Raw genomic sequence first — 26,908 nt, 5'->3', positions numbered from 1 at the left:
TGTTCCATAGCACCCTGCAGCGGCCAGAAGCGTTCAACACATCTGGCCGCTCTCGTTTATCATTTACAGGAGGTGATTTTCATGGACTTGCTATTGATCAACGGACGCATTCATACCATGAACCCCCGGCAGCCACAGGTGGAAGCGCTGGGAATCAGCGGGCAGCGCATCGCCGCCCTGGGCAGCACCGAGGCGCTGCTGGCAGAAAAAACCAGCCAGACCCAGGTGATTGACCTGAAGGGCCAGGCAGTTTTTCCCGGCTTCAATGACAGCCACATGCATCTTCTCAGCTACGGCTATTCCCTCACCATGGCAAACCTTGCCGGCACCGATTCCCTGAACGCCCTGCTGAACCGGGTGGGGGATTTCATGGATCAGCAGGTGATCTCTCCCGGCACCTGGGTGCGGGGCCGGGGATGGAATCAGGATCATTTTTCCGGCGAAAAGGTCTTTCCCACCCGTTACGACCTTGACCGCATCTCCACCCAGCACCCCATTTGCCTCACCCGCACCTGCGGCCATGTGCTGGTGGTGAACTCAAAGGCGCTGGCTCTGCTGGGCATCACCCGTGAAACACCCCAGTTTCCCGGCGGCCACTTTGATGTGGATGCCAGCGGCGAGCCTCTGGGAATTTTTCGGGAAGACGCCATGCGGGTGGTGTACAATGCCATTCCCACCCCCTCCATGAAAGCCATCAAGCAGATGATTCTCTCGGCTTCTAAGGCTCTCAATGCCTGCGGCATCACCTCTGTGGGCAGCGACGATTTCGAGGCTCTGCCCCAGAGCGATTATGAAAAGGTGATCGCCGCTTACCAGGAGCTGGCAGCCGATGGCCAGTGCACCGTCCGGGTGTACGAACAGTGCCTGCTTCCAGAAAAAAAGCGGCTCCAGGACTTCATCGACAAGGGTTATGTCACCGGCTGGGGTGACCCGTACTTTAAAATCGGCCCGTTGAAGCTGCTCATTGACGGCTCTCTGGGAGCGCGAACCGCAGCCCTGCACCAGCCTTACAGCGATGATCCCGACAACCGGGGCATCACCACTGCCAGCCAGGAAACCCTGAATGAACTGGTGGCCATGGCCCATGATGCGGGTTTTCAGACAGCCATCCACGGCATCGGCGACCGGGGCATGTCCATGGCTTTCGAAGCCATTGAGAAGGCACTGGCCAATCATCCCCGAGCAGACCACCGCCACGGCATTGTGCATGCCCAGATCACCAACGAAACCCTGCTGAATCAGTTTGTCTCTCTGAATGCTTTGGCCTATATTCAGCCGATTTTTCTGGATTATGACTGGACCATTGTGCGGGACAGGGTGGGGGAAGAGCGGGAACAGACTTCTTACAACTGGAAGGAGATGGCGCGCCGGGGCATCCATGCGCCATGCGGTTCCGACGCCCCCGTGGAAACCTTCAATGTGATGCAGGGAATTTACGAAGCTGTCACACGAAAAGACCTGCAGGGAAACCCGGCAGGCGGCTGGCTGCCCCAGCAGGCACTGACTCTCCAAGAGGCTGTTTACGGCTATACCATGGAAGGGGCCTTCGCCACTTTCGAGGAGTCGGAGAAGGGCTCTTTGGAAGTGGGCAAGCTGGCAGATCTGGCAGTGCTTGACCAGGATCCCTTCGACGTATCCCCCGACGACATCAAGGATATTCAGGTGACCATGACCATTTTTGATGGCAGGGTACTGTAACGACTTTCGTTCGTTGATCATAAACCACCATATTGCTTCGATAAGTTTGCGAAAGAAAAATATTCCAGTTGAAGACAAAGGGATTTGGTAAGGGCTGCCCTTTAGCAAATCCCTTGCCTTCATCTTCTTATAGCTGCCGTCTGAAGTCTACGAAAGTAGACTTTTTTTGATGAATGGAAATGACTTCGTCCTTGCGAAGCATTTAAATCAGCCATCTCCCCATTCTCTTCGACACCTCTGAGCATGCTTTTTTCCGACATTCAAAAGACTTGCGTCGTTTTTTTGTTGAATTTGGGGTATCATTAATGATAGCACTTACTATGCCTGTGCAAATATCTAAAGGGTATGACCTGCAGCCATAAATGGACGCCTTAAGCTGCAATGATCAAGTGGCGTCACCGGCAGTTTCTTTGTGCGCCTATTCTATTGTCCTACCAGTGTGACTTGACGATGCTCTCCGCTTCATTTTCCCCCTGCTTCCAATACCACTTCGGAAAGGAGCCGATGCAACTTTTTGCGATTCCGTATTTTTAAACAGTTTAGCGATTTAAAAAGGTTGTCTGATTACTCAATTGAAGGAGGTATAGTATGTCGATTAAACAAAAACTCCCCTTGATTGTGATTGGAATTCTATTGGTTAGTTTTCTGACACTCGGGTTACTGACCGCTTCTATGGTGCGTAACCTGGTGACCGAAGGACAGTTTTCTGTCACAGAAGGCGTAGCTTCCTCCGTCACCATTGAGATCAATGATTTTATTGCACAGCAAATGGTATTCATGGACGAAACCGCTCAAACAACTCTCATCCTTGAACAGAACAATATTGAACTGCTCCCCTACATGCAGCAGCAAACCAGCCGCAATCCCCACACAATGACAGTCTATTTTGGGTACGACAACAAATCCGGCTTTTTCTCCGGTGACGGCTGGGTTCCTGATGCAACCTGGGACTGGACGGGCCGCCCCTGGTACATTGCCGCCGCCCAGTCACAGGATACCATTTTTACCTCACCTTACATCGACGCCCAAACAGGGGATATGGTCATCACTGCTGCCAAAGCTGTTCGCACTCCCCAAGGCGGCCTGTTGGGCGTGACTGCCTCTGACATCACCATCGACACCGTTACTAACATCATTCAAAGCGCCAATACATCAGACTTCATGACAGTTTTTCTGGCTGAAGGCAACGGGAGTCTGGTGGCACACCCTGATGCCGCTCTCATCACCCCAGACCATGTGGCAAGCGTCTCCGAAGTGTATGGCGGCGAGCTGAATGAAATCATCAGCAGTGATGCCCAGCTGACTTTCGTTGAAGAAGCGGGCGACCGCCGCTTTGTCATCGCCAGCCCCGTGAACCACATCGACTGGCAGGTGGTTACCACCGTGAGTCAGTCCATTATTGGCCAGGCTGTCACTCGCGCTTTGACCGCTCTCATCATTTTGCTGATAGTCATCTTCCTCATTGCTGCCATCATCGCTTTTGTTCTCGGCAAATCCATCGCCACTCCCATCGTGGCTTTGTCCGACACCATCCAGCGATTATCTCAGTATGACCTGACTACTCAGGAGAGTGATCTTGCCAGCCGGTATGTGAATCGAAAAGATGAGATCGGCATTATTTCCCGATCACTTTCAGCGATGCAGGAAAACTTCATTACGCTGATTCGCAGTATTGCCGACAGTTCTCAGCATGTTGCCGCTTCATCAGAAGAATTAACAGCCACCACAGAACAGTCTGCCACCGCCGCCATGGAAGTGGCCAAAACCATTGAAGAAATTGCCCGGGGTGCATCTGACCAGGCGCAGGACACCGAATCCGGCGTCAATCTCATTACTGATTTGGGCAAACTCATTGAACAGGATCAACAGCACATGCATTCACTGAATGACTCAACCAATCATGTGGTCACCCTCAAAGAAGAAGGCCTGGAGAATTTAAACCTTGTGGTGACAAAATCCCGCCAAAACCAGGAAGCCTCCAAAGAAGTGACGGAAATCGTGAAGACCACCAATGAAAGCGCTCATCAGATTCAATCTGCCAGTGCCATGATCAAGAGCATCGCCGAACAAACCAATCTGCTGGCCCTGAATGCAGCCATTGAGTCTGCCCGGGCCGGAGAAGCCGGCAGAGGCTTTGCCGTCGTGGCAGACGAAATCCGCAAACTGGCAGAGCAGTCCAGCGAGTTCACCAAAGAAATCGACACGATCATCAACGTCCTCACCGACAAAACCGCCCACGCCGTCACCACCATGCAAGAGGTGGAATCCATGGCCGATGAGCAGAATGACAGCGTTCGAAAAACCCACGAGAAGTTCCTTGGCATTAGTGATGCCATCGCTCATATGCAGCAAGTCATTGGCGATCTCAACAACGCAAGTCATCAGATGGCCGACAAGAAAGATGAAATCATTGCAGTCATGGAAAACCTGTCGGCGATTTCTGAAGAAAATGCCGCGGGAACCCAGGAAGCTTCTGCATCTGTTGAGGAGCAAACTGCTGCCATGGACGATATCTCACGAGCCAGCGAAACCCTGGCCGATCTTGCTGAAGAAATGCAGCATCACATCAAAAAATTTAGATTCTAGACATTCCACAAACCTTCCGCAAGTACTCTCATGAAAAAGAACCGGGTTATTTTTCCCGGTTCTTTTATTGGAATCAGCTGGCCGGGCCAAAGCCCTTTGTCTTCAGCTATTCTCCCGGTAAGTTTTCAGCGAAAGAATGTGCCAGGTGACGGCACTGCCGATGATCACCAGCATGACCGCCACCCAGGGTTTGCCCACCAAATACATGGAAAACAGCAGCGACGGCCACAGCAATGCAATAGCCGTTATTTTGGCGCTTTTTTTCACTGCCCCGTGCTCCAGATAGTGGTAAATGTACCGGCCAAAGAGGGGATGGTGCAGCAACCAGTGATGAAGTCGTTCCGAGCTGCGGAGAAAGCAGTAAGAGGACAGCAGTAAAAACGGCGTGGTGGGCAGCACCGGCAGTAAAATGCCAATGGTGCCCAACACCAGCGAAAGAAGCCCCGCCGCAATGAGCAGGCCCCTTTTAAATCCGGTCATCATGAAAATTCGTCCTTTCCAACAACGCATACATTCATGCGACTTTTTCATTTTACACCCGCTCAAGGGTGTATTGAAGCATTTCGCTACTATTATACCTTTTTCAGGACTATTTAACCAGATTCTTTTCTCGTTCCACAGGCATGTCGCCAATGCCAGCTTCTTCTCCATCACCTCTTCCGGTATTGTCAGCATATTATTCTATATTCATCTTATTGGTGTTGTTTTTTTCCTGTGATGGGTATGATGTGAATGTATTTAAGTATTTGAGTGATGATTTGCTGTATCGCTTTCAATTTTGTACAGGAGGTGGGTTCAAACAGACGAAAGACACCTGTGAACAAAACACACACGTAACGGTACCCTTTTCACGAAAACCGAAAAAGGAGGATTTCATTCATGAGTATGTTCTGTTATCAGTGTCAGGAAACCGTCAATAATACCGGATGTACCAAGGTGGGGGTCTGCGGAAAGAAGCCGGATGTGGCCAACATTCAGGACCTGATGATCCACACCATCAAAGGTATTTCCCTCTACAGCAGCGAACTGAACAAGCTGGGCCACCGGTCTGAAGAAGTAGACCACTTTGTTCTCTATGGTCTTTTTGCCACCATCACCAACGCCAACTTTGACAAGGCTGTTTTTATGGAAAAAATACGCCAGGGACTGGCCCTGCGGGACAGCCTGAAACAACAACTGGCGAAAGTGGCTCCCGATGTGAAGGTGCCTGAACGGGATGAGACCACCTGGTTCGCCGATACCGAAGAAGCCATGGAAGCCAAGGCGGCCACAGTGGGCGTACTGGCCATGGAGCCGGAGGACATTCGCTCCCTGAAACAGATGATCACCTATGGATTAAAGGGAATGGCTGCCTATACCCACCATGCCAACAATCTGAAATATGAGGACCCCCAGGTGGATGACTTTATGCAGGAAACCCTGGCCAAGCTGACAGATGTCACCCTGACAGTGGATGATCTGGTGGCCCTTACCCTGGAGACGGGACGCGTGGGCGTGCAGGCCATGAAACTGCTGGATGACGCCAACACCGGCTCCTATGGTCACCCCGAAATCACCAAGGTGAACATCGGCGTGGGTCAGAACCCGGGAATTCTCATCAGCGGCCACGACCTGAAAGACATGGAAGAGCTGCTGGAGCAGACCAAAGGCACCGGGGTGGATGTGTACACCCACAGTGAAATGCTGCCGGCCAACTCCTACCCTGCCTTTAAAAAATATGACCATTTCGTGGGCAACTACGGCGGTTCCTGGTGGCATCAGAATGTGGAGTTCGAAAAGTTTAACGGCCCCATTCTGTTGACATCCAACTGCCTGGTACCGCCCCGAGACAGCTACAAAGACCGGGTTTACAATACCAATGCTGTGGGATTCCCCGACTGCGCCTTTATCCCCGACAGGGTGAACGGCCAGCCCAAGGATTTCTCAGCCCTCATTGAGCATGCCAAAAAGTGTGCACCACCGGAGGAACTGGAAACCGGTGAAATTTATGGCGGCTTCGCCCATCATCAGGTGCTGCAACTGGCAGACAAGGTGATTGACGCCGTGAAGAGCGGTGCCATCAAGCGTTTCTTTGTCATGGGGGGCTGTGATGCCCGCCAGAATCCCCGCAAATACTATACCGACTTTGCCGCAGCCCTGCCAAAAGATACTGTGATCCTCACCGCCGGCTGCGCCAAGTACCGTTACAACAAGCTGGATCTGGGCGATATTGGCGGTATTCCAAGGGTATTGGATGCCGGCCAGTGCAACGACTCTTATTCACTGGTAATGATTGCTTTGGCACTGAAAGATGCCTTTGGCCTGGAAGATGTGAATGAACTGCCTATTTCCTACAACATTGCCTGGTATGAGCAGAAGGCCGTACTGGTGCTGCTGGCCCTGCTTTCCCTGGGCATCAAGAACATTCACCTGGGTCCCACGCTTCCCGGCTTCCTGTCCCCCAATGTGGCACAGGTGATCGTAGACAACTTCGACCTGGCACCCATCAGCAGTGTGGACGAAGACCTGCAAGCCTTCATGCAGTAAGACCGCCGCTGTTCCCCGCATACTGCTGCGGCATCCTGCGAAAACCCGGCACCCTGTTTGGCACCGCCTGCAGAAACCGCCTCATTAAAAAACTGCCCGACGTGGGCAGTTTTTTTGTGGAACTTTCATTAAGTGGTTAGATTTGCTTCACCGGCGGCATGTCTTTTGGATTGGGAGACTTCAGCACGAAAAACTCCAACACCTCATCATGCTGATTGGCCACTTCCATCTTGGTGTTGAAGGGAATAGCCAATATTTCGCCCGCCTGGTGCAGGTTGGCGGGTTCATCGTCCAGACCAATGGTCATGGCACCTCTTACAATCACCATATATACGTTGGAATTGGATACATGCACCGGCAGACCCGTATCTTTGATCAACACCATGTGATTGATATTCACATGCTCATCGTCCACAATCCGTTCAACGGTTTTATCGTTTGTCATCGTCACCTGATACACTTTTTCAATCATTCAACTCATCCTTTCATTTTTGGTATAATCAGCTCATCCACCTTAACCTTCATCCAGTGGTGGGTAGCAGGGTCTTTCATCAGGTATTCAATCAAAAAGCCACCAAACCAATGATGGCAATCAGGCTTGGAGCCAGCTTCAGCGCTGCTTTTCCTGCCACTTTGAATGCCATCAGCGTTTTCTTGCGACTTTTAACCAAAGACAACCCCAGCCCTATGGCCAATATACTGTAGATCACCATGAGTGTTGACATCTTACGCTTCACCTCTTCCATAGATGATGGCATTGGTTGGACAGGCCTGGGCGCAGGCGGTGCAGGCAAGGCATTCGGAAGGGCTGATGATTGCCTTCTTCGGCGCACCAGAAATTTCAACGGCTTCTGCAGGGCAGGCCCGTTGGCAAATACTGCAGCCCGTACAGTTATCCACTACCACCAAAAACCTCTTTCTGGCAACAGACCCCGGGAAGGTTAACAGGGTGCCATAAGGACACAGGTACCTGTGCCACAGTTCAGGCACATAAAACAAGGTTAAGACAACACCCAGCACCAGCATCAAGGGTAGAACAGGCACTCTGATCCCCAGTCGGAGGGTTAACCCGATCATGATAACGAACGCCGCCAGGATCATGAAACGCAGCAGGGGTGATTTTACCCATGCGGGAACCTGTTTTCGTGTGATGCCCTTTTTCTTGTAATACCAATTTACTGCTTCTGTTAATGTGTTAATGGGGCAAACCCATCCGCAGTAAAAACGGCTGAAAAAAGCTGCTGCCACAAAACTGGCGCCAAAAATCAGCATCCAAACCGGAAGTTTACCAGAAATCATCACACCGATAAAAACGACCAAAAATAATATCTGAATCCATTTTTGCTTCTTCAATGATGAACCCTCCTTCCATTGGCCAGAACAGAAGCCCTTGACCTATGTACCTCCATCATAGTATGCTGAAGGCAATACATCGGTAACGCAAGTTACCAAAAGAGGCTTTTATATTCTCTTTTTTTCATATGGGAGGTATTCTTCATGGAAGCCAAGCTTCTCATTAACACTTTTTCCCCGGTGTTGCAACATTGCTCTTTGTTCCAGGCTATTCCCCAGGAGCAGATTTCAACCATCCTAAATTCCATGGTTTATGAACTTCTGCCTGTTCAGCGGGACAGTTTCATCGCCTTGGAAGGAGATGCCTATCGACAAATCAGTATCATCTTGTCGGGTGAAGTGGCCATCAAGAAAATTTATGGATCCGGTAAAGCCGTCACAGTCACTACCCTGAGATCCGGAGATATTTTTGGAGAGTTGATGGTATTTACTCAGCGCAGCCTTCCCTCCACCGTGTCTGCTCAAACAGATGTTACCCTGCTTCAAATTCCCCAGCAGGAAGTACTTCGGCTATGTCAGCAACACCCCTTGTTTCTGCAAAACCTGATGAGGCTTTTGTCAGATAAAATCTGGATGCTCAACGAAAAGCTGAAACTCCTTTCCTATGGCAGTCTCCGGCAGAAAATCGCCAGTTTTTTGCTGGAATATCACCATCAACAAGAAACCCCAGACTTGAACCTGCCCTTTACACGTCAGGAAATGGCAGATCAGCTGGGGGTGCCCCGCCCTTCTCTGTCCCGGGAACTGGCGGCCATGAAAAGGGATGGGTTAATTGATTATTGGAAACATCATGTGCGCTTATTGCAACTTGAAAAGTTGGAGAACATCATGCTGGAATGAATCAGGGCAACAGGCTCATGGCTTCATTGATCATGGCTTCAGCTTCATTGAGGTAGCTCATGGCTTTATCGTAGTGGTGGAATCCCTGGCTGTTTTCCACGAAAACAAAGTCCCAGCGAATCTGGGCGCTGCGGTGGAGCTGATAAACTTCTTCCAGCGTGGCTTCCGGCAGGGTGTCTCTGGCACCGGCAATGGCTTCGATGAGGGCCACCAGCTGTCGGCTGACTTCCACGGTTTTGTTTTCCACAGTGCCCTGGAGGCGTTCCACTTCTGCCACCAGCTCAGCCTCTGATTCGCCGTGGCAGCCCAGACAGGAGGCCTCCACCGTTTTCAGGGGGCTTGTCCAGTGATGGGAAGGGAACTGCTCGCCGGCATCATTGGTGATGCGGGGCATATGACAGTCCACACAGCTGATGCCAAACTGCTGATGGGTGCTGCCCAGGTAGGTTTCAAATTCAGGATGCTGGATCTTGTAAAGCTCACCGCCGGTTTGGGGATGCACCCAGTCAATGTAGTTCCATTCCATGAAAGTGGCTTCAACCTCGGCCACATCGGTGCCATATTTCCAGGGAACCGTGACTTCCTTTGTTTCCGGGTCAAGGAAGTATTCGATGTGGCACTGGGCACAAACCAGATTTTTCATCTGATACTCTTCTTCCAGATGGGAGAGACCCTTTTCCAAATGCCCCCGGGTGATATGAAGCACGCCGGGTTCGTTGCGGTGGCAGTCATAACAGCTGACGCCGCTGTGGGCCTGGGCGGCCATTTCATTAAAGTCCATGGCATAAAGAGCGCTGCCGTGGGTGGCCTCCATGGCCACATAGTCAGGTGTTTTACAGGCCAGGCAGCTGGCTCCCGGCTTGCCCCGTTCTGTGTGAATCACATCTTCCAAAGCGTAGACGTGCCCCCGGGCCCGCAGATACTCAATGCTGAAGCCCACGCCGTCATAGATGGTGAGCAGCTCCGGGTATTTTTCCAGGTAATCGATGGGTTCTGAGCCGCCAAAGGTGGTGCGCACCATTTCTTCATTCTGCAGGTAGGTGCGGTACTGGTCGGGGTACTGCTCTGCCCAGGCTTCGGCCCTGATGATTTCAATTTCCACCGTTCGGTCCTGATGCACAGCGATGGCAAAAATAGCAACAATGGTGGCCATAGCCAGAATGATGATGCTGGTTCTGCGGTTTAACTTTCCCCTCATGTTGTTTCGCCCCCTTCATTTGACATTTCCGCTTCTGTTCTTTCCCATTTTTTCTTGTCCTTTTCTCGTCGCTTTTCAACTGTTCTATTGTTTTTTTGCATTCTTGCTTTCTTGCATTTTTGCTTCTTTTGATTTTCCATTTTCTTATGATTCTTTGCTTTTGCTGTTCCTTTTCCTTCTCCTGCTTCATTTTCATTAAGACGCTATAGAAACAATCACTCCATTCGTTTTGTTAATTAATTAACATTTTGGATCGAACATAACCATACCCTTCGTCCGATCTTATTGAGGTATTACCCGCTATTTCGTTACCAAAACACCTAATTCAACGACTGGACACACCTCTTTTGGTCAAGGCGGTAAAGGCCATCTATCTTTCTGCTACATGCCACAGCGGACGCTTACGGTTCCTGGAGTCTGCCCTTGATTTTATGATATTCTTCTGCTTCCAACTCGATGGTTTCGCCACAATGAGTGCACATCAGGTGATGGCTTTTTGCCAGTTTAATCAGTGGAACAACCCCGCCCAGAAGCGGTCGATAAGCCATTGACACCTGAAAGGGGTGGCCGCCTCCACAGTTTTCGCATCGGGGACTGATGCGGGGCAGCAGCCATTCGGTAGTGCCCGGAATAAAAAGTGCTGCTTCTGTAACGATTCCCAGTATTTGTTGTTGCTTTGGAATTTTAGAAAAATCCGGATCAAGTTTACCACTGCCGGTAATACGCATTGTTGACGCCTCCTCTTAAGGGTATTTTACCCGCTCGTTTCCAAAATACCACTCATTTTTCACCCGAACTTCACATCAACTTCATCTAACAGTAGTATACTTTGTAACAGCATCACCTTCCATGGTGGTGCTGTTGTCTTTCCAGCCACCACTTTCAGACTTCTTAGGCAAGCTGTCAAAATGTTGGAATGGCAAGGCTGCAGAAAATGTTCTGCGGCAGAGTGAAACATAATGGCATACACACGCGTATATTAGGAATAGTTCTCAAGACCGATTTACAAATTAGCACACTTAATTTATAGGAGGTTATTCATCATGGAAAAGAAAGTCCGCAAAGTATCGATTCAAAGAAAGCTGATTGTGATCCCCTTATTGGTTATTCTTATTTCGATGGCGATTCTCAGTGCCACATCAGCCCGAACTGCCAGAATCAGTCTGATCAATCAAATGCAGGAAAACGGACTGGAAGTGGCGGCACTGGCAACCAAGTATATTCAGCTGGAAGCCACCACTCAGGCTCAACGGGCCGGCATTTCCAACGATTCATCTGATTTCACAGAATTACAGACTTTCATGGAAGATTTAGCCGACGATGAAAGTATTGTTTTTGCCACCTTCATCAACTCAGACCTGACGGCCGTTGCCCATTCCAACCATGACCGCATTGGCATTACATTATCTGATGACGGCAGCTATGCAGGTGCTGTAGCAGGAGAAACCTATACCTCTGAATACGTTTATCCCGTGGGGAATGTGCGGGTTTATGAAGTGGTGTACCCGGTGTCCATTGAAGGCCAGCATATCGGTGCCGTCAACCTGGGCTTCTCCATGGAGCGGGTGCACGCCACTGTCGCCGCCACCCTGATGCAGATCATCCTCACCAGTGTGGTGATCTTTCTGGTGTTGGGCACCATTCTCTTTTTCATTTCCCGGTACATCATGAAGGCTGTCAAAAGCACCCAGCAGCAACTGAACACCATTGCTCAGGGAACCCTCACCATGGAAACCGACCCGGTGCTGCTGGCCTCTCGCGATGAGTTTGGCGACATGGCCCAATCCATTGAACATATGCGAAAAACCCTGCTGGCAATGGTGGGGCAAATTGCCGAATATGCCGGATCTCTCACCGCTTCTTCACAGGAACTGAGCGCCACCAGTCAGCAGTCTTCTGCCGCTGCCGAGGCCGTCAGTCGTACCATTGAAGAAATCGCTGAAAGCGCCGTGCGCCAGGCCAAAGATACCGAGGCAGGCGCTGTTTACGGCCATGACTTGGGAACGCTCATCGAAAAAAATCAACAGGATGTGACCCACCTCAGCCAGTCTGCCAACCAGGTGAACCGCCTAAAAGAGGAAAGCATGGTCACCTTCCAGGAACTGTTGAACAGCAATGACACCAACCAGAAGGCATCAAAAGAAATAGGCACCATTATTTACACCACCAATGAAAGCGCCGAAAAAATTCAGGCTGCCAGCGGCATGATTCGCAACATCGCCAGTCAAACCAATCTCCTGGCACTGAACGCCACCATCGAAGCGGCCCGGGCAGGAGAAGCCGGCAGCGGTTTTGCCGTGGTGGCTGATGAAATTCGAAAGCTGGCGGAGGATTCCAGCCGCTTCACCGAAGAAATCACCACCATTATTCAGGAGCTGTCTGCCAAAACCAGCGCCGCTGTTGACACAGTAAAAGTGATGGAGACCACCGTGGCCTCCCAGGCCGGCCATCTGGAAACCACCTCTCACAATTTCATGGGCATCGGTGCCGCCATTGAAAAGATCAATGAAGCGGTGACAGGCATTGATGCCTCCAGCAAAACCATGGGCACGAAAAAGGACGAAATGATTCGGGTAGTGGAAAGCCTGTCAGCCATTTCACAGGAAAACGCCGCCGGCACCGAAGAAGCTTCCGCTTCTGTCGAAGAACAGACGGCATCGCTTGAAGAAATTTCCAGCGCCAGTGAATCGTTGGCGTTGCTGGCATTAGACCTTCAGAAGAGCATTCAGTTCTTCCGGGTATAGTGCGCCCCTGGCATCATACCGCATCACTTCACTTCACCCGGCAACACTGCCATCTGATGGCAACATCTCTGTAACGGGTGACAGGTAATCACGAATCACAACAGCCCTGCGCCAGCCTTCAAAAGGCACCGGTTCAGGGCTGTTTTCTGTGCTTCTATTCAAAGGTGGCGGTTAGTACATAGGCCACATCATACAGGGCCAGAGGATTGTCAACATCAGCTTCATCACCACCGAAAATCACCCCCGGTGATCGAAGGGCACCACTTCGGGTACCCACAACCGCCGCCAGCATCACCGTCTCTCCCGGAGTGACGTCTTCGATGCTTTCTGCCTGGGTCCAAGACCAACCCATCATGTCATCAGCATTTTCATGCTTCACCCGATGGGTACCGCCCGCAAATGATAACACCCATACTTCTTCCCCCGTTATTCCTGCTCCAATATGGCTCCAGATCAGCCGCTGGGTATTCTTTTCCAAAAACCCACTCATGCCAAAATCCATGGTGGTATTCGTCAGTTCTCCCGATTCGTAGACCTGCACCTTAAAATTCACAGCCTCTGAAGGCAGTTGATCCAGGCGCACATCAAAAGCGAAGGTACGCTCAACTCCCACCGCCTGCAGCAGCGCTTCTTCCGATGTTGTCAGCGAACTCTTCTGAATCACAGGGATTTGAATGATTTCAGGAAAAGTCGCGCAGGCCGTCAGCAGGCTGGTGAAAAGGATGACAGCCATCAGACAACTGGCATATCGCAAAAACCTGCTGCCGCATCTTCCCTTTTGGCTTCTTCTCCGTTGCTTCCCCGTTTTCTCTGATTGATGCGGTTGATGCGATTGATGCAGCGATTGTAATTGATGCGAAAGATGTGAATGACTTTGATGCTGGTCTGGCTGCATGTAACTGATCTCACCTTTCCAAAGATGGTTGTTTTGCCATGGCGTCATAAAAGCGTTTCAGGTTTTCAGGCAGCTCATAAGGTTTTCCCGCCACCGCCTTTGCCGGCGTTCCGCAGCAGGCATTACCGCCGTATACTTCTTTCAACAATGCTTCCATAATCATAGCCCGGGGCGGCGCTTCATAGATCTGCCCCCGGTAAAGCCACACCCGGCAGTCCACTTCATCGCCGCACAAGTCGCCACAGCAGTGGCACTGGCTTTCCTGCACCAGCTGCTGAATGTCGCTGCCGTTGATGCGAATGGTGGGAGAGCTGACAAAGCGGTGTTGCCGGGCCAGGGCTTCAGTGTTCACGTTCACCCGGTTCACCGTCACCTGTATGCCGGCAACTTTCAGCGTCTCCTCCACTTCTGCCAGGGCTTCTTCCAGATTGGTTTCCGCTTCCTGACAACGGTTGCAGATGGTTAAGTCAAGGTAGAGAAAATCCACTTGAAAATGCCGGTCAGTTCCACTGGCTGTTTCATGAGCCGGTCCATTCGTCTGTTCATTAATCGGTTGCTCTGGGTTGGTCATTTTCCCACTCCTCTACAATCATCATACCTTGCCACATCTTAATTAACTGTGTTGCAGTTTGATTAGTTTCAGTTCACTTTGCACCAATCTTTATCAAGTTCTATGGTAAGCCTCTTTTCAGCAAAAGGCAAGTCTGCCCAGAATTAATAACACACAAAGCACGTTTAGGTACATTTAGCAGCGAAACCGAGTGCTTATTCATGCAAAAAATCTTAAAGCGAGAGCGTTGCGATAGCACTTTTCGATGGAGATCTGCGCTAACTCTCTGATAGTACAAGAATGGCCTGAATAGCGTAAAATCCATATGGTTAAGTGTATTTTCAATATTTATCAGACATTTTCACTATTTTGTAGTATCAATTAGAGGAGGTGAAGCACATGAGAAAAACGCTTCCGGATGTGGCAAGCTATTTGAAGGAAATACTGGTGCCCGAAACCCACGAAGCATATGCAATCAATCCCGCATATGCACATATTTCAGTTGAAGAGAGCATTCCCGAGAGCGTTCTGGCGTTCAGGGCCTTTTTGGTTCGGCTTTACGATGTCTTGTACACGAAAGGCGATGTCTATGATAACAGCACAAAAGTTGCCCATGAATATGAAAACCGCACCACGCTTTCAGTATACTATCCTTTCTTGCACCATGTAAGCACCTTGCTAATGAACATGGGTTATCATGGTATTCCAGTTGAAAACGCCCAATCTCTCGCCTGTGGAAATACCATATTCAATGGAAAGCTTTCTGTTACCAAAAACCTTGAATGCCTGCGGTTTCTGGCGGATTGCGGTATTTGTATTGACGGCATTGATATGAATGATAAAAAGCAAAACTTGTCAGGCGTCCGAACCATAACGATTGCATATCCAGACAACCCCGCCATGTTGACAGGCCTGAAGGTTATGGCAATCGCCGAAAAAGACCATGGCACCCTCGTCAATCAGAACGTTTTTTTGCGCTGTGATTACAGGGCATTGAAAAAGAATGAAACTGATGTGATTTCCATCGTGCAAGATACGATAAAGCCTTTATCGGCAAATGTGCAAAATTTCATTCTGGAGCTGCATCAGCGCTATCTGAATAAAGGGCTTACCTGCGTTGTGGAAATAAAAGGGTTTCATATCTATGTGAAATATTGTTATAAGCGGAAAGATTTATGGGGTATTAACGCTTCCCTTAACAACGGCTATCATATCAACGTGAAGACGACAAAAATGCACGAATACACCGACACTATCAAAAAATTCCCTCCAGTTTTACAGGAACTGATTGCAAAAGGATATGGCTGCGGCAGAAAAAGAGAAATCGGCGAGTGTGATGGCGGTTGCCGCGGCCTTCCCATCTCCTTGGATGATTCTGTTTTAGATATACGAGATGGCATTGTAACGTGGTTTGATCAAGAATTGTCATGCCTGCAAAAGAAAAAGCATTAAATACATGATGTCTTTCTATCATACACACAGCAACCTTCTGCTTGTGGGTAATGGGAGATTCGACAAGAAGTTTATACTGCAGTATTACGTTTGGCAGTAAATGAGAAAGTAAAATAACAGCAAGTAAAGTCAAGCATTAATCTCTCAATTTCTTTATAGTGAAGACAGAGTGGTTGAAACGAGGTGAACAGGCAAATGTACGAGTGGCAAAAGCAAATTCAAATAATCGTTGATGAAATTGACAAGTGTATTAAAAATTATAATGATGAAGCCTTGACACTACGCTTTCTTTCTCGCAGGCTGGGCTATTCCGAATACTATACCACGAGAAAATTCAAAGAAATATCGGGTATGCAATATAGGAATTATCTACGCCTTAGAAAACTAGCCTTTGCTCTAAAGGAGGTGCGCGATAGCGAGAAAAGCCTTTTAGATATTGCTTTTGATTATGGTTTTTCTTCACACGAAGCTTTTACCCGAGCTTTTAAAGGAACCTATGGTGTCACTCCAAGCGAATACCGAAAAAAGCCTAAGCCTGTCGTTCTTCGCACAAAAATACACCCTTTCGACCGCTACTTTTTAGGATTAGGAGAGATTGGGATGATGAAATCTGCAGATGATGTTAAAATTTATTTTGTAACCATTCCCGCACACAAATTCTTGCACATAAAAAACTATGAGAGTAATGGGTATTGGGATTTTTGGCAAAAACAAAGTCTTATTCCGGGAGAGGACTGCGAAACAATTTGCGGCTTACTCGATAGTATCAAGGGTAAATTGGATGATGATGGTGAGAGCGAATCTAACAGCGGTAATGGTCAGATTATGGCGTACATGAATGACCCGGACGGCAGACTCTGTGATTGGGGTATTCCGCGCACAGAATGTTATGGTGCACGTCTTCCTTTTGATTATGAAGGCGAAATACCACCACAAATGCTTATGATTGATGTTCCCGAAGCCGAATATATTGTTTTTGAACATGGGCCATTCAATTATGAGCAGGAAAATCGCAGTGTAGAGGAAAAGATGGAAAAGACGATGGCAACTTTTGATTTTACAGGCACTGGTTACTGCTTTGATACCGCTCCCGGCAGGTTAATTTACTTCTATTTTAATCCGGAGCGTTTTTGGAAGTATATCAGACCGGTGCGGAAGTGAATTAATCAAATCGATTGCTTATCTCCATTGTTTCTAACGAGAAAATGAAAGCACCCGGATTGCATGGAAGGCCTATGTTTTAACTGCGCTCGCAGGCGGATGAACATTGCCCTGCGAGCTCAATGCCTTCCTTCCTGCAAATCATCGGCATCATAAAAATTAAAAGAAAATATGGAAAAGATCTGCCGGATATACATCAATATCAAAGCAGCATTCAATATGATTTGCCATTTAAGGACTTTTCTCATTCGCGGGGTATTCCGGCGCAAAGATATGCCTATGATCTTTTGATACTTGATGAAAATGGTCAATCATATCGTGGTAACCCAAAGGATGTTGAAAGCTATTATTGTTATGATCAGGCGATTCTGTCTCCCGCCGATGGTGAAGTAGTGGAAGTTGTGGCTCATGAGGATGAAACTAATTTGCCTTCCCAAAATATCTAACGATGAAACCGGCAATGAACATTGATGTTTCAATAATCCGAGGCCGTTTTCCGTAGCGATCGATCGGAGAAGGTGTATAACCGACAGGAATATGGCCACCGGAAAATTGATGCCGTTATCGGTAAACGCTCAGAAAACCAGGTTCTCCTCATCCTCATTTATTGCATTTACTCTTGTAATTCAAGGGTTTTAATATTGTGAATTGACTTAAATGCTTCTATTTTTCCTTCTATTAGACTGTATAGTACTGGAATAATTACTAAAGTTAATAGGGTGGCAACCATTAGCCCCCCCATGAAAGCAATTGCCATGGGTCTAAATAAGTCACTGCCAAATAAAGCTAATGGAGATAAGCCAAATACTGTAGTGGTGGTACTTAATATTACTGGTCTGAATCTTGCACTTACTGCTTTACTACAAGCCTCATCTATAGCCATACCGTTCTTTCTTTGTCCGTTGATATAGTCTATTAGGATGATGGCATTATTAATAACAACCCCCATTAAACTCACCACCCCCAACACGCTAAATAGGGACAGGGGCTGTCTTAATACTGCCAGAGCCACCATCGAGCCTATAAGTGATAAAGGAATTGAAGCTAATATAATACCCGGTTGAATGACAGAATTGAACTGGATCATAAGAATGATAAAGAGCAAAAATAATGCAAATATTGCTGATATTCCCATGCTCCCTAAATCCCCCTCCAGATCGGCTTTTTCACCCTCTGGGACAATGGTGACATTAGGAAAATCGATATCCCTAATCTTTTCTTCCAAGATTGTTTGTATTTCAATTGCATTATATCCTTCAGCAACATTTCCCTGTACTGCTATAGCCCGTTCTCCTTTATATCGGTTAATCTGTCCAACAACGGGCTCAAAATTTACACTCGCTACATCCTTCAATAGCACCTGTAATCCTGTAGCTGCAGATTTAATCTTCAAATTTTCCAGTTCTTCAAGTCTCGATATATTCCCCTTTACCAGAATATCAAATTCTTCTCCTTCTTCCCTAAACACAGACGCTCTTTTTCCCATTAGAGCCATGTTTACTTCATTTTGTATCTCGTGTTTTGTTAATCCATAGGCCAGAGCTCTATTTCCATCTATTGTCATTCTGAATTGGTAATCTAACAACGGTAAATCATCTCTTACATTGGTACTCCCCTCTATATTTATGAGAGCATCTTTAATTGTTTCCTTTGCTTCAATAATGTCTTCCATTTCTTTTCCTTTAACTTTAATTTGAATTGGTGCTCCTAAAAACCCTTCCATCTCCAGTTCTTTTACAATCACATTTGCCCCTACAATTTTTTTATCATATATTCTCTGAAGATGTCTTACTAGCTCTTCATTAGTCTTAAATACTTCTCCCTTTAATAAATTTACCCGCATGACAATCTGTGCTGAGTTCGGAGCATTTGATTGAGGCATAATGGATAAATCAAACTTAGGCAGACCTCCACCTATAGAGGATGTATAGGCGGTGATTTCCGTTTGTTCTCGCAACACTGCTTCAATTTCCTTTACTAAATCATCTGTCTTATCCAGGTTACTAAGGTATTCTGTTTGTATATCAATATAGATCATATCCTTGTCTGATGTTGGAAAAAGTTCTTGGGGTAAGGTGCTCACTAAGGTTAATGATAGCACCAGAATAATAAAAGCAACAAGAAGAGTCCGAGCTTTATATTTCATCCCTAAAACCAATAACCTTTCAAACATCCTTTTGATTTTGCCGTCTTTTTTCCTGTTGCTCTTACTTTTTCTGAAAAATAAATAAGCCATTAGAGGGGTTATAAAGATTGCAATGCCATAGGAGGCAATCAATGATATAATAATCATCTGAGGTATACCTCCAAAGAAGGCTCCTACCGACTTAGGTAATAATAGTAAAGGTGAGAAGGCTGCAATGGTTGTAAGGGTAGAGGATAATACTGGTATAGCAACCTCTTTTGTTCCTTCTACACAAGCCGTTAGCTGATCTATATCTTCGTCAATTTTATTTTGAATGGAATCACTCACAACAATGGCATTATCCACCAGCATCCCCAGTGCCATAATAAGACCTGTGATAGTAATCATATGGATCTTAATCCCCAATAGCCCCATGGTAATAAAGGTGATAAACATCGATAAGGGGATGGCAAAGGAAACTGTTGTAGCATTTCTGATTCCCATTCCCACCATCACCACGAGAATAACAATGAATACTCCACCTATAAGGTTTTTAACAAAATCATTAACAGATTTCCCAACCTCCTCTGGCTGATAAACAATCTCATCAATACTTATATCCTCTGGCAGTTGTGTTTTGAAATCCTCCAACGCTTCTCTCACTTCTTTACCTGCCGCTACTACATTCACATCCCCTTTAAAATATCCCGCGAGTAATAATCCGCTTTCTCCATTGTTTCTTATCTTGTAATTCGAGTCCTTCAACCCCATGTATACCTCAGCTACGTCCTTCAGTCGTACAATTATTTTGTCTTCCCTAATATATATGATAGTATTTTCAATTTCTTCCAAGGACTTAAATAATCCCTCTTGATTGACATGAAATTTCATCGTATTATCCTGGATCGTTCCCGAAGGTAATTGAATATTTTGGGCGGCCAAGACATTGCTAATTTCACCAATAGACATATTGTATAAATCTAATTTTTGAAGATCTACCTCTACCTTCAATTCTTTTTCTTGCTCCCCAATTATTTCAAACCGATTAATTCCTCCTAAACCCATGAGGTTATTTTTCAATCTTTCCCCGTAGGCCACCAACCGTTCATAGCTGTAGTTGTCACCGGATAGGCCAATCAATATCCCGGAAGTCTCTAATAAATTTGTGTCAATATTTATATCAGCTACTCCTGCCGGCAGATTTCTTTTCACATCCTCCATCATACGATATAACTCATTCCAGGTTTGCTCCAGTTCAGCTTGAGAAATGTTCCCATCCAACACAAGAATAATCGCTGCTGCACTGTTTAGTGTAGTAGAAGTGGTGTAATCATAATTTCTTAATTCAGCGAGCTTTTCCTCAAGCCTTTCAGTTACCAAGACTTCAACTTCCTCAGCTGAAGCGCCAGGGTAAATCACTGTTATCATGGCAAAAGGGGCAGGAAATTCAGGGTATTCTTGCTTTGGAGTCGTGTTGTAGCTATAAAATCCAAATAGGATGATCATAATCATTGAAAATATAGTAACTGTTTTATTTTTTATGGGTAGTTTAATCATATTCTTAAACAATTGAAGCCCCCTCTCTATTCATTAATCTCCACATTATCATTATTTTTTACACTCCTCATACCTTCCACAATTACTTGATCTCCCGGATTAATTCCCTCCAGAATCTTTATTTCGTTTCCAAAAACCTCGCCTAAGAGAACTTCCCGCATTACAGCCCTTTCATCTTGAACAATATATACAAAATCAATGCCTTCATTCAAAAGAATATTCATCGGAAGAAATATCCCTTCCTCTTCCCCTAAGAGAAAGTCGATATTTACGAATGATCCTATGGGGATTGTATTTGGCTCCAGGTCTATTTTTACTTCATAAAGATTACTTTGATTTTTAGGAATAGAGGATACGGTTTCTACAATTCCCTTAACCGCTTCGTTATGATGTCTTACAATCACATCCATTCCCAAAGCTATTATACTTGCATCTTCATTGCTAACGCCTACCGTTACCGTGGTTTCTTCTCCCTTGATAATAACAACTGGCATCCCTTGGGATATATAATCTCCTTCTGTCACCTGTATCTGCAAAACAACTCCATCTATGTCACTTCTAAGGATACTCTCTTCAAGCAGGTCTTGACTTTGCTGATAGGTGACCTGGGCAATATCTATCTGACTTTTTAATATTTGAAGCTCATCATCTCCCGCTCCTTTTAATATCCGGTTATAGGCTTCCATCTCACTATTAAGCTGCTTTTCTTCCAAGTCCAATTTGAGCTTAATTTCTTGTAGCTGTTGGAGAGATACTGCCCCTGCCTCTACTAATTTTTGATATTTTCCATATAGATCTTTCGTATTTTCTAAGTTTCTTTCTGCCACTTCCACCCTGATTTTTGCTTGATTTATTTCCTCCTCTGTTGCTCCCTTCATCGCCATATTATATTGAGTTTCTGCCACTTCATACTGGGCCTTGGCCACACTTACTGCTGATCTTAAATCCTCTTCATTCAATCGGATCAGTTGATCTCCCTTATTAATCTGTTGCCCTGGTTTTACGTATATTTCTTCTATTTTTCCTCCTGTTTTAAAGGCCGATGACCTTGTATCCTCAGTATCCACAATTCCCATATACTCCAGAGTTACGGGATATTTGCGGATTTCAGCCTCGACTATCCTCACATTTTTTCCTGCTACCTCTATTGCAGCTTGAGTTTGACAACCCGTTAGTACCAGTACTCCTAAAATCATTAATGCCAATAATTTTTTCATGTTCTGCCTCCTTATGTTAAATACCGAGTAGTCGGTTTTTTTTATTGCAAAAAAAAATGGAAATTATTTTCCATTTTAAAATTTGTAATGGAATCTTCAATAATCATCTGCTTTACATTTCAACACTTCATAAAAACCATCCCAAAGAGCTATCCACATATTTTTTACATCTTCATTGCTATACCCCATATAAATAATATGCAGTGATAATCCATCTCCAGAGTTGATAAACATATTAGCTATTTCTTCATCCTTCATAACAGAGGAGATTTCTCCATTAGCCCTCGCCTTCGAAACCACCGACTTCCAACTATTTAATTCAATTTCATGAATGTCAGATAACCTGCGTTTAAAATCAGGAAAAATTTTCACTGCTTCAAAGTAGAGTGAAAAATAATTCATCACAGAATTTCCATCCTCTGTCGAAATGATTTCAGGCAAAAAGTTATCTAAAAAAGACTGTATATATTGTCTATAAAATTGCTGTAGGGAGTCTTTGGCAAGACTATTATAATAGTCTCCAGCGGAGGATACGGCTTTTCCAATTACTTCCAAAAATAAATCTTCTTTTGTTTTGAAATAATGAAAAAAAGCCCCCTGTGACACTCCAGTTTTCTCAACTATCTCTTTTATAGTAACTTCCTTAAAGCTCTTTTGCATAAAAAGCTTAAAAGCGGTTCCTACTATACGTTCTCTTGTATCAGTCATCTTTCAGCACCTTCCTTGAAACATAGTGTTCACTCGGTTTTTTATCATACTACTCTTTATTAACGGATTTGTCAAGAATCTCTCTGTTTTTTTGAGTGCTTTTTTCATACAATATACCATGCCGATATGCTTAACTCCTTGCTATCGGCTTCTGCCAATTATATAATTGACTGATCAGATCGAATTTCATATTGACAAGAAGTCATTCAGCACTTTTACAGGTTATCTTTTGCAGGCTTTAGGAAATCATTAAATTTTCAGCAGAAGATACCCTCAGGAATTGTAACAACACTGTTTGAGCAACAGCAAAAAAGGTTTTTGCGGTGTATGCTGAATAGTTATGTCATAAGCATTCTATACCGACTGTAATATGCACTCAATCAACCATAATATGAACTCATGCACGCAGTAATTGTCTTTGAAAAATCTGAGGCTCTTAAGCAATCTGGCGGATGAGTTTATCAAGAAATTAGGACTAGAAAATTCGACAAGAAGTACATATTTCCGAAACCATGTTCGTAAATACCGCTAGTTTTAAGGGATAACACGAACTTGGTGACGGTAATACGACGTTATATAAAATCGCGCACAAGACTGCCACATCATGTCGTCGATAAAAGAGAACCGAAATTTCTTTTGGGGAGGAATCTCATTGTTTACGAATAGAGAGTTAGCAATTAGCTTCTGGCTAATAGTGTTGTTTGTCTTTTTCTTAGTAAATAAAGGGACAAGAGAATCTTTGTCCAATGTTTTTAAAGTATTATGTTCAAAGATTATTCTTTGTGTTTTTTCCATTATGTTTATCTATATAGCTGGCATTATTTATTTTTTATTTATACTTGGATATTGGGATACCAATCTAACTAAAGATACTTTAATATGGGTAACTTTTACTGCATTTGCGTTATTGTTTAATTCGACAGATAAGGCGTTACAAGAAGGTTTTTTTAAAAGGAAAGTCATTGAAAGTATTAAAATAATTGTTGTTATCCAGTTTATTGCAAACGCGTATACTTTTAGGTTATTGCCAGAAATAATATTGACTTTTGTGTTAGTGTTTTTAGGAGCGTTACAAGCAGTAGCTAGTTTTGAGGAAAAATACAAGCAAGTGGAGAAATTAATTACAACACTAATTAGTATTTTAGGGCTAATGATATTCGCTAATGCAATACATTTAACTGTAAAAGACTTTCATACGTTTGGCAGTTTGGATACTTTAAAATCATTTTTATTGCCTATTATATTAACTGTCTTGTACTTGCCGTTAGTCTACTGTATGTCATTATATACAATCTATGATCATATAAATGCTAGACTTAAAATGAAATCCTACATAGATAAGAAGTTGAGAAGATATATTATAAGAAATATTTTTTTGAAATACCATTTTAAACTTCACTCTTTAAGAAAGTTTCAAACACATAGTTTGCTTAATCTAGTTAAATTCCGTTCTAGGGAGGAAGTAAAGCAATACTTTCATAAAAATGTTGTAAGAATATAATCATTTCAAGGCGCCGGCAACCATTGAGATCTCACAGACAAGAGGCACGCGACTTAACATAACACGAGGATTTGCGGCTCCGGCTAGCGCCTACGTCCTAACTTGACGATTGTCATGATTTTTGCAAGGGGAAAAAGCTTTGGGGTCAAAAATCGCGCCAACCGCCAAGTTCGCAAATCCCGAGACCGTTATCAAAAAGCGATGTATGGATGTGGTCGTCCATGGCTGCAGGAATAATACGTTTGAAGGCAGTTAAAAAACCAGAATAGATGTAGTGAATGTATACAAGACAAAAGAAACGAGGAGAACTTTATTATGTTTGAGCTGAGATTTTTTCAATTTTCAGATTTTGAACAACTTATAAATTGGATTAAAACTCCGGAAATTTTACTTCAATGGGGAGGACCTAACTTTAGTTTCCCCTTAGATAAACAACAACTAGAAAGCTACCTTAAAGATGCAAATAAGTACAATTCCAATACTTTGATTTACAGTGTTAAAGAAAAGGAAACTGGGAAAATTATTGGACATATAACGCTAGGAAATATAGATAGAAAAAACAAATCAGCAAGAGTTGGGAAAGTATTAGTTGGTGATATGAGTGTAAGGGGAAAAGGGATAGGACAACAAATGATGACAGAAATTCTTAAAGTTGCTTTTGATGAACTACACTTACATAGAGTAAGTCTTGGAGTGTTTGATTTTAACTCTTCAGCAATTACTTGTTATGAAAAGTCAGGATTTAAAAAAGAGGGTTTGCTCAGAGACGCAAGAAAAATTGGAGACGAATATTGGAGTTTATGGGAAATGAGTATTTTAGAGAATGAATGGGTTGAAAGGCATAAAGGTTAATTTTATTGCGCTAACTCGCTTTAGTTTTACATATAAAAAGAAAGGGCTTGTCTTGGAGCACTCAAATCAAAGTTTGAGAGCTATACAATATTATTTGATGCATATTCCAAACTGACAGCAAAAAGCATAAAAAATCATCCTTCCTTGAAAAAAACGGGGCAACGATTAATTGGGGAGTTGATAACCCGCGTGAAATTGAAGGTTACGCCCAAACTGCGAAGCATATGAAACCGCTATACTTGACTGATAAAAATGTAATTGAAATGCTGCCATTAAACTACCAGCTAATGTTTATGCTTGCAGGTCTTTTTAAAAGCGCAAGGGAGGCGCATCGAGTTTTTGTTATGAACGTTGGAGATAAAGGAATGATATGCAAGAAGATTAAATACAAGAATTTATTGAAAGTAATTGGAAATCAAGATTTAGGTTATACGCCAGCAGCAACTGATGAGTTGGCCGAAATATTATAAAGTTGTGAGAGTTAAGAGCGAGGTGCTTACAAAATGAATTTTAAAAGACATTTAATCATAAAGAATTTACTTATATTTTGTTTGCTTATTATCATAGGGTATCTATATTTCGAATTGAACTCCTTTAAGAATCACTATCAAATTGAAAGTGAAAAAGAAAAACAACTGCTGGAAACAGTTGTTAGGCTGGAAGAAGAGATTGATTATCTTAATAAAAGGCAGATTAAAGAGGCGGAAGTTTTATACTTAATAGAAAAACTTAAAGACAGCGGATTTACAAGATCATATGGTGATGGGCATACATGGTATATAGCTGCAGAAGAATTAGGCATGATAGGTAAGCCAGCTATACCATATTTAATTGAAAATATTGAAACACAGGACGATTATGAGAGGGCATTAACTTTTTATGCACTACTTTTGGCTTCTCAACATGAAAATGTAAAAGAATTCGCAGGAAGGGATTATATCATTACATATCTTGACTTTGATGTTGAGCGCCATGAGGAAATGAAGAAAGTTGCTTATCAGTGGTGGAAAAAGCATAGGCACAATTGGGACTAACAAATATACTGGCTATCCTTCGGCTAACATGAGGATCTGCGAATCGCCGGACTTCAAAGCTGGCTATTATTGAAGATTAAAGGGTTAGGAGATCGTTTTATGAAACATGGTAAAATAATTGGAATAGGTAATACTGCAACTGTATATGAACTCAAAGAAGGAAAAGTGCTCAAGCTTTTTGGCACAGGCTATCCCCTGAAAGCAGTAGAAAGAGAATTTTTCAATGCTAAGGCCATACGCCATATGATTTTTGCAAAACCACATGCATATGAGATAGTTTTTTACGAAGAGCAGATGGGCATTATTTATGACAAAGTTGAAGGAGAATCTTTGTTGGATTGGGTTATAAAAACAGGTGATGTCGAGAAATGTGCAGTATATATGGCAGAGATCCATAAGTCAATTGGTCGGAATGAGATTTCGACTGTTCCAAATTACAAAGAATTTTTAGAATATCATATCGTAAAGGGATTACCTGATCACCTGGAAACGCGAAAAAAGGCATTGCAAATGTTGGAAAAGCTAGGTGATGGGAACAGGCTATGTCATGGAGATTTTCACCCAGGTAATCTATTCTTATCGAATGGACAAATTGTGGTTATAGATTTCATGAATTTATGTCATGGAGATTTTCTGTATGATGTTGCAAAAACCGTATTTCTACTGGAATACACACCTGTACCGGCGGGAATGGAGAATAAGGAAATCGTTTATCAATTAAAGAAAACACTGGCAGACTTATATCTTATACAAATGAATGTTACCAGAGACATGATACAGGATTATCTATCTGTTATCAGCACTGCTAGAGTAGGTGAATGTCCGAATGAGCAGTTAAATGAAGCGATAAAGCCGCGATGTCCTGCCGCGGATGGTGTAAGAAGGAGTTAAAAATGATGCACACAGTTTAT

The 26,908-nt window shown here is 44.6% G+C and carries 25 protein-coding genes; 13 read left to right on the top strand and 12 right to left on the bottom strand.

The window, feature by feature from the left end; all coding sequences use genetic code 11:
* The first annotated feature begins 81 nt into the window (after positions 1-81).
* Both QOL74_RS16150 and QOL74_RS16145 read left to right on the top strand, forming a co-directional pair.
* Positions 82-1,698, top strand: a complete 1,617-nt coding sequence (locus tag QOL74_RS16150) for an amidohydrolase (protein WP_283410540.1) — start codon at positions 82-84, stop codon at positions 1,696-1,698.
* A 588-nt stretch (positions 1,699-2,286) separates the two neighbouring features.
* Complete coding sequence (locus QOL74_RS16145; protein ID WP_283410539.1) at positions 2,287-4,284, top strand: methyl-accepting chemotaxis protein; 1,998 nt, start codon at positions 2,287-2,289, stop codon at positions 4,282-4,284.
* A 102-nt stretch (positions 4,285-4,386) separates the two neighbouring features.
* On the opposite strand, the gene QOL74_RS16140 is transcribed toward QOL74_RS16145, so the two are convergent.
* On the bottom strand, positions 4,387-4,767 hold the full coding sequence (locus QOL74_RS16140; protein ID WP_283410538.1) for a YbaN family protein: 381 nt from the start codon (positions 4,765-4,767) through the stop codon (positions 4,387-4,389).
* A 396-nt stretch (positions 4,768-5,163) separates the two neighbouring features.
* Here QOL74_RS16140 and hcp point away from each other — a divergent pair, with 396 nt between their 5' ends.
* Entirely contained in the window at positions 5,164-6,810 is a 1,647-nt protein-coding gene (hcp, locus tag QOL74_RS16135; protein ID WP_283410537.1) for a hydroxylamine reductase, read from the top strand.
* A 136-nt stretch (positions 6,811-6,946) separates the two neighbouring features.
* Here hcp and QOL74_RS16130 read toward each other — a convergent pair whose 3' ends face one another.
* The 3 genes from QOL74_RS16130 to QOL74_RS16120 all read right to left on the bottom strand — a co-directional run bounded on the left by QOL74_RS16130 (position 6,947) and on the right by QOL74_RS16120 (position 8,163).
* A complete protein-coding gene (locus QOL74_RS16130; protein WP_283410536.1) occupies positions 6,947-7,282 on the bottom strand; it encodes a cupin domain-containing protein in 336 nt (111 codons plus the stop codon).
* 91 nt (positions 7,283-7,373) lie between these two features.
* The gene (locus tag QOL74_RS16125) at positions 7,374-7,535 is read right to left on the bottom strand and encodes a hypothetical protein (RefSeq protein WP_283410535.1); all 162 of its coding nucleotides are present in this window, start codon (positions 7,533-7,535) and stop codon (positions 7,374-7,376) included.
* Position 7,536: 1 nt separating this feature from the next.
* Entirely contained in the window at positions 7,537-8,163 is a 627-nt protein-coding gene (locus QOL74_RS16120) for a 4Fe-4S binding protein (RefSeq protein ID WP_283410534.1), read from the bottom strand.
* Positions 8,164-8,307: 144 nt separating this feature from the next.
* On the opposite strand from QOL74_RS16120, the gene QOL74_RS16115 reads away from it, so the two are divergent.
* Positions 8,308-9,003, top strand: coding sequence for a Crp/Fnr family transcriptional regulator (locus QOL74_RS16115; protein WP_283410533.1), 696 nt, complete (start codon positions 8,308-8,310; stop codon positions 9,001-9,003).
* A 1-nt stretch (position 9,004) separates the two neighbouring features.
* Here QOL74_RS16115 and QOL74_RS16110 read toward each other — a convergent pair whose 3' ends face one another.
* The 3 genes from QOL74_RS16110 to QOL74_RS16100 all read right to left on the bottom strand — a co-directional run bounded on the left by QOL74_RS16110 (position 9,005) and on the right by QOL74_RS16100 (position 10,929).
* A complete protein-coding gene (locus tag QOL74_RS16110; protein WP_283410532.1) occupies positions 9,005-10,201 on the bottom strand; it encodes an ammonia-forming cytochrome c nitrite reductase subunit c552 in 1,197 nt (398 codons plus the stop codon).
* Positions 10,198-10,341 (bottom strand): hypothetical protein, encoded by a 144-nt coding sequence (locus QOL74_RS16105; protein WP_283410531.1) that lies wholly within the window; start codon positions 10,339-10,341, stop codon positions 10,198-10,200. The genes QOL74_RS16110 and QOL74_RS16105 overlap by 4 nt, the downstream gene beginning before the upstream one ends.
* A gap of 261 nt (positions 10,342-10,602) precedes the next feature.
* Entirely contained in the window at positions 10,603-10,929 is a 327-nt protein-coding gene (locus tag QOL74_RS16100) for a hypothetical protein (RefSeq protein ID WP_283410530.1), read from the bottom strand.
* Positions 10,930-11,244: 315 nt separating this feature from the next.
* Here QOL74_RS16100 and QOL74_RS16095 point away from each other — a divergent pair, with 315 nt between their 5' ends.
* Complete coding sequence (locus QOL74_RS16095; protein WP_283410529.1) at positions 11,245-12,945, top strand: methyl-accepting chemotaxis protein; 1,701 nt, start codon at positions 11,245-11,247, stop codon at positions 12,943-12,945.
* A 154-nt stretch (positions 12,946-13,099) separates the two neighbouring features.
* Here QOL74_RS16095 and QOL74_RS16090 read toward each other — a convergent pair whose 3' ends face one another.
* Positions 13,100-13,699, bottom strand: a complete 600-nt coding sequence (locus QOL74_RS16090; RefSeq protein ID WP_283410528.1) for a hypothetical protein — start codon at positions 13,697-13,699, stop codon at positions 13,100-13,102.
* A gap of 151 nt (positions 13,700-13,850) precedes the next feature.
* On the bottom strand, positions 13,851-14,411 hold the full coding sequence (locus QOL74_RS16085) for a DUF2703 domain-containing protein (protein WP_283410527.1): 561 nt from the start codon (positions 14,409-14,411) through the stop codon (positions 13,851-13,853).
* 411 nt (positions 14,412-14,822) lie between these two features.
* Here QOL74_RS16085 and QOL74_RS16080 point away from each other — a divergent pair, with 411 nt between their 5' ends.
* From QOL74_RS16080 to QOL74_RS16070, 3 genes are all read left to right on the top strand, one after another.
* A complete protein-coding gene (locus QOL74_RS16080; RefSeq protein WP_283410526.1) occupies positions 14,823-15,842 on the top strand; it encodes a hypothetical protein in 1,020 nt (339 codons plus the stop codon).
* A 195-nt stretch (positions 15,843-16,037) separates the two neighbouring features.
* Positions 16,038-17,003 (top strand): helix-turn-helix transcriptional regulator, encoded by a 966-nt coding sequence (locus QOL74_RS16075; RefSeq protein WP_283410525.1) that lies wholly within the window; start codon positions 16,038-16,040, stop codon positions 17,001-17,003.
* 122 nt (positions 17,004-17,125) lie between these two features.
* Entirely contained in the window at positions 17,126-17,449 is a 324-nt protein-coding gene (locus QOL74_RS16070; RefSeq protein ID WP_283410524.1) for a hypothetical protein, read from the top strand.
* A gap of 167 nt (positions 17,450-17,616) precedes the next feature.
* Here the strand turns inward: QOL74_RS16070 and QOL74_RS16065 are convergent, their stop codons facing one another.
* From QOL74_RS16065 to QOL74_RS16055, 3 genes are all read right to left on the bottom strand, one after another.
* The gene (locus tag QOL74_RS16065) at positions 17,617-20,697 is read right to left on the bottom strand and encodes an efflux RND transporter permease subunit (protein ID WP_283410523.1); all 3,081 of its coding nucleotides are present in this window, start codon (positions 20,695-20,697) and stop codon (positions 17,617-17,619) included.
* Between the two features lie 14 nt (positions 20,698-20,711).
* Positions 20,712-21,902 (bottom strand): efflux RND transporter periplasmic adaptor subunit, encoded by a 1,191-nt coding sequence (locus tag QOL74_RS16060; RefSeq protein WP_283410522.1) that lies wholly within the window; start codon positions 21,900-21,902, stop codon positions 20,712-20,714.
* Positions 21,903-21,998: 96 nt separating this feature from the next.
* Positions 21,999-22,610, bottom strand: coding sequence for a TetR/AcrR family transcriptional regulator (locus tag QOL74_RS16055; RefSeq protein ID WP_283410521.1), 612 nt, complete (start codon positions 22,608-22,610; stop codon positions 21,999-22,001).
* A 652-nt stretch (positions 22,611-23,262) separates the two neighbouring features.
* Here QOL74_RS16055 and QOL74_RS16050 point away from each other — a divergent pair.
* The 5 genes from QOL74_RS16050 to QOL74_RS16030 all read left to right on the top strand — a co-directional run bounded on the left by QOL74_RS16050 (position 23,263) and on the right by QOL74_RS16030 (position 26,888).
* Positions 23,263-24,111 (top strand): hypothetical protein, encoded by an 849-nt coding sequence (locus QOL74_RS16050; protein ID WP_283410520.1) that lies wholly within the window; start codon positions 23,263-23,265, stop codon positions 24,109-24,111.
* Positions 24,112-24,426: 315 nt separating this feature from the next.
* Positions 24,427-24,963: a GNAT family N-acetyltransferase gene (locus QOL74_RS16045; protein ID WP_283410519.1), complete on the top strand. Its 537-nt coding sequence runs from the start codon at positions 24,427-24,429 to the stop codon at positions 24,961-24,963.
* Positions 24,964-25,187: 224 nt separating this feature from the next.
* A complete protein-coding gene (locus QOL74_RS16040; protein WP_283410518.1) occupies positions 25,188-25,433 on the top strand; it encodes a hypothetical protein in 246 nt (81 codons plus the stop codon).
* A 33-nt stretch (positions 25,434-25,466) separates the two neighbouring features.
* Entirely contained in the window at positions 25,467-25,997 is a 531-nt protein-coding gene (locus QOL74_RS16035) for a hypothetical protein (protein ID WP_283410517.1), read from the top strand.
* A 99-nt stretch (positions 25,998-26,096) separates the two neighbouring features.
* Positions 26,097-26,888 (top strand): aminoglycoside phosphotransferase family protein, encoded by a 792-nt coding sequence (locus tag QOL74_RS16030; protein WP_283410516.1) that lies wholly within the window; start codon positions 26,097-26,099, stop codon positions 26,886-26,888.
* Positions 26,889-26,908: the final 20 nt, after the last annotated feature.

This window comes from Anoxynatronum buryatiense, from assembly GCF_900182905.1.
GTDB lineage: Bacteria > Bacillota > Clostridia > Peptostreptococcales > Tindalliaceae > Anoxynatronum > Anoxynatronum buryatiense.
The sequence above is the reverse complement of the archived record's forward strand: the minus strand, read 5'-3'. Positions and strand labels throughout refer to the sequence as shown.

Excerpts from the sequence above, each read along its gene's own strand:
- hcp (WP_283410537.1), top strand. The coding sequence starts at position 5,164 with ATGAGTATGTTCTGTTATCAGTGTCAGGAAACCGTCAATAATACCGGA.
- QOL74_RS16130 (WP_283410536.1), bottom strand. The coding sequence starts at position 7,282 with ATGATTGAAAAAGTGTATCAGGTGACGATGACAAACGATAAAACCGTT.
- QOL74_RS16115 (WP_283410533.1), top strand. The coding sequence starts at position 8,308 with ATGGAAGCCAAGCTTCTCATTAACACTTTTTCCCCGGTGTTGCAACAT.
- QOL74_RS16085 (WP_283410527.1), bottom strand. The coding sequence starts at position 14,411 with ATGACCAACCCAGAGCAACCGATTAATGAACAGACGAATGGACCGGCT.
- QOL74_RS16140 (WP_283410538.1), bottom strand. The coding sequence starts at position 4,767 with ATGATGACCGGATTTAAAAGGGGCCTGCTCATTGCGGCGGGGCTTCTT.
- QOL74_RS16100 (WP_283410530.1), bottom strand. The coding sequence starts at position 10,929 with ATGCGTATTACCGGCAGTGGTAAACTTGATCCGGATTTTTCTAAAATT.
- QOL74_RS16055 (WP_283410521.1), bottom strand. The coding sequence starts at position 22,610 with ATGACTGATACAAGAGAACGTATAGTAGGAACCGCTTTTAAGCTTTTT.
- QOL74_RS16150 (WP_283410540.1), top strand. The coding sequence starts at position 82 with ATGGACTTGCTATTGATCAACGGACGCATTCATACCATGAACCCCCGG.
- QOL74_RS16060 (WP_283410522.1), bottom strand. The coding sequence starts at position 21,902 with ATGAAAAAATTATTGGCATTAATGATTTTAGGAGTACTGGTACTAACG.
- QOL74_RS16040 (WP_283410518.1), top strand. The coding sequence starts at position 25,188 with ATGAAACCGCTATACTTGACTGATAAAAATGTAATTGAAATGCTGCCA.
- QOL74_RS16095 (WP_283410529.1), top strand. The coding sequence starts at position 11,245 with ATGGAAAAGAAAGTCCGCAAAGTATCGATTCAAAGAAAGCTGATTGTG.
- QOL74_RS16105 (WP_283410531.1), bottom strand. The coding sequence starts at position 10,341 with ATGGAAAATCAAAAGAAGCAAAAATGCAAGAAAGCAAGAATGCAAAAA.
- QOL74_RS16145 (WP_283410539.1), top strand. The coding sequence starts at position 2,287 with ATGTCGATTAAACAAAAACTCCCCTTGATTGTGATTGGAATTCTATTG.
- QOL74_RS16045 (WP_283410519.1), top strand. The coding sequence starts at position 24,427 with ATGTTTGAGCTGAGATTTTTTCAATTTTCAGATTTTGAACAACTTATA.
- QOL74_RS16030 (WP_283410516.1), top strand. The coding sequence starts at position 26,097 with ATGAAACATGGTAAAATAATTGGAATAGGTAATACTGCAACTGTATAT.
- QOL74_RS16075 (WP_283410525.1), top strand. The coding sequence starts at position 16,038 with ATGTACGAGTGGCAAAAGCAAATTCAAATAATCGTTGATGAAATTGAC.
- QOL74_RS16035 (WP_283410517.1), top strand. The coding sequence starts at position 25,467 with ATGAATTTTAAAAGACATTTAATCATAAAGAATTTACTTATATTTTGT.
- QOL74_RS16110 (WP_283410532.1), bottom strand. The coding sequence starts at position 10,201 with ATGAGGGGAAAGTTAAACCGCAGAACCAGCATCATCATTCTGGCTATG.
- QOL74_RS16125 (WP_283410535.1), bottom strand. The coding sequence starts at position 7,535 with ATGTCAACACTCATGGTGATCTACAGTATATTGGCCATAGGGCTGGGG.
- QOL74_RS16070 (WP_283410524.1), top strand. The coding sequence starts at position 17,126 with ATGCCTTCCTTCCTGCAAATCATCGGCATCATAAAAATTAAAAGAAAA.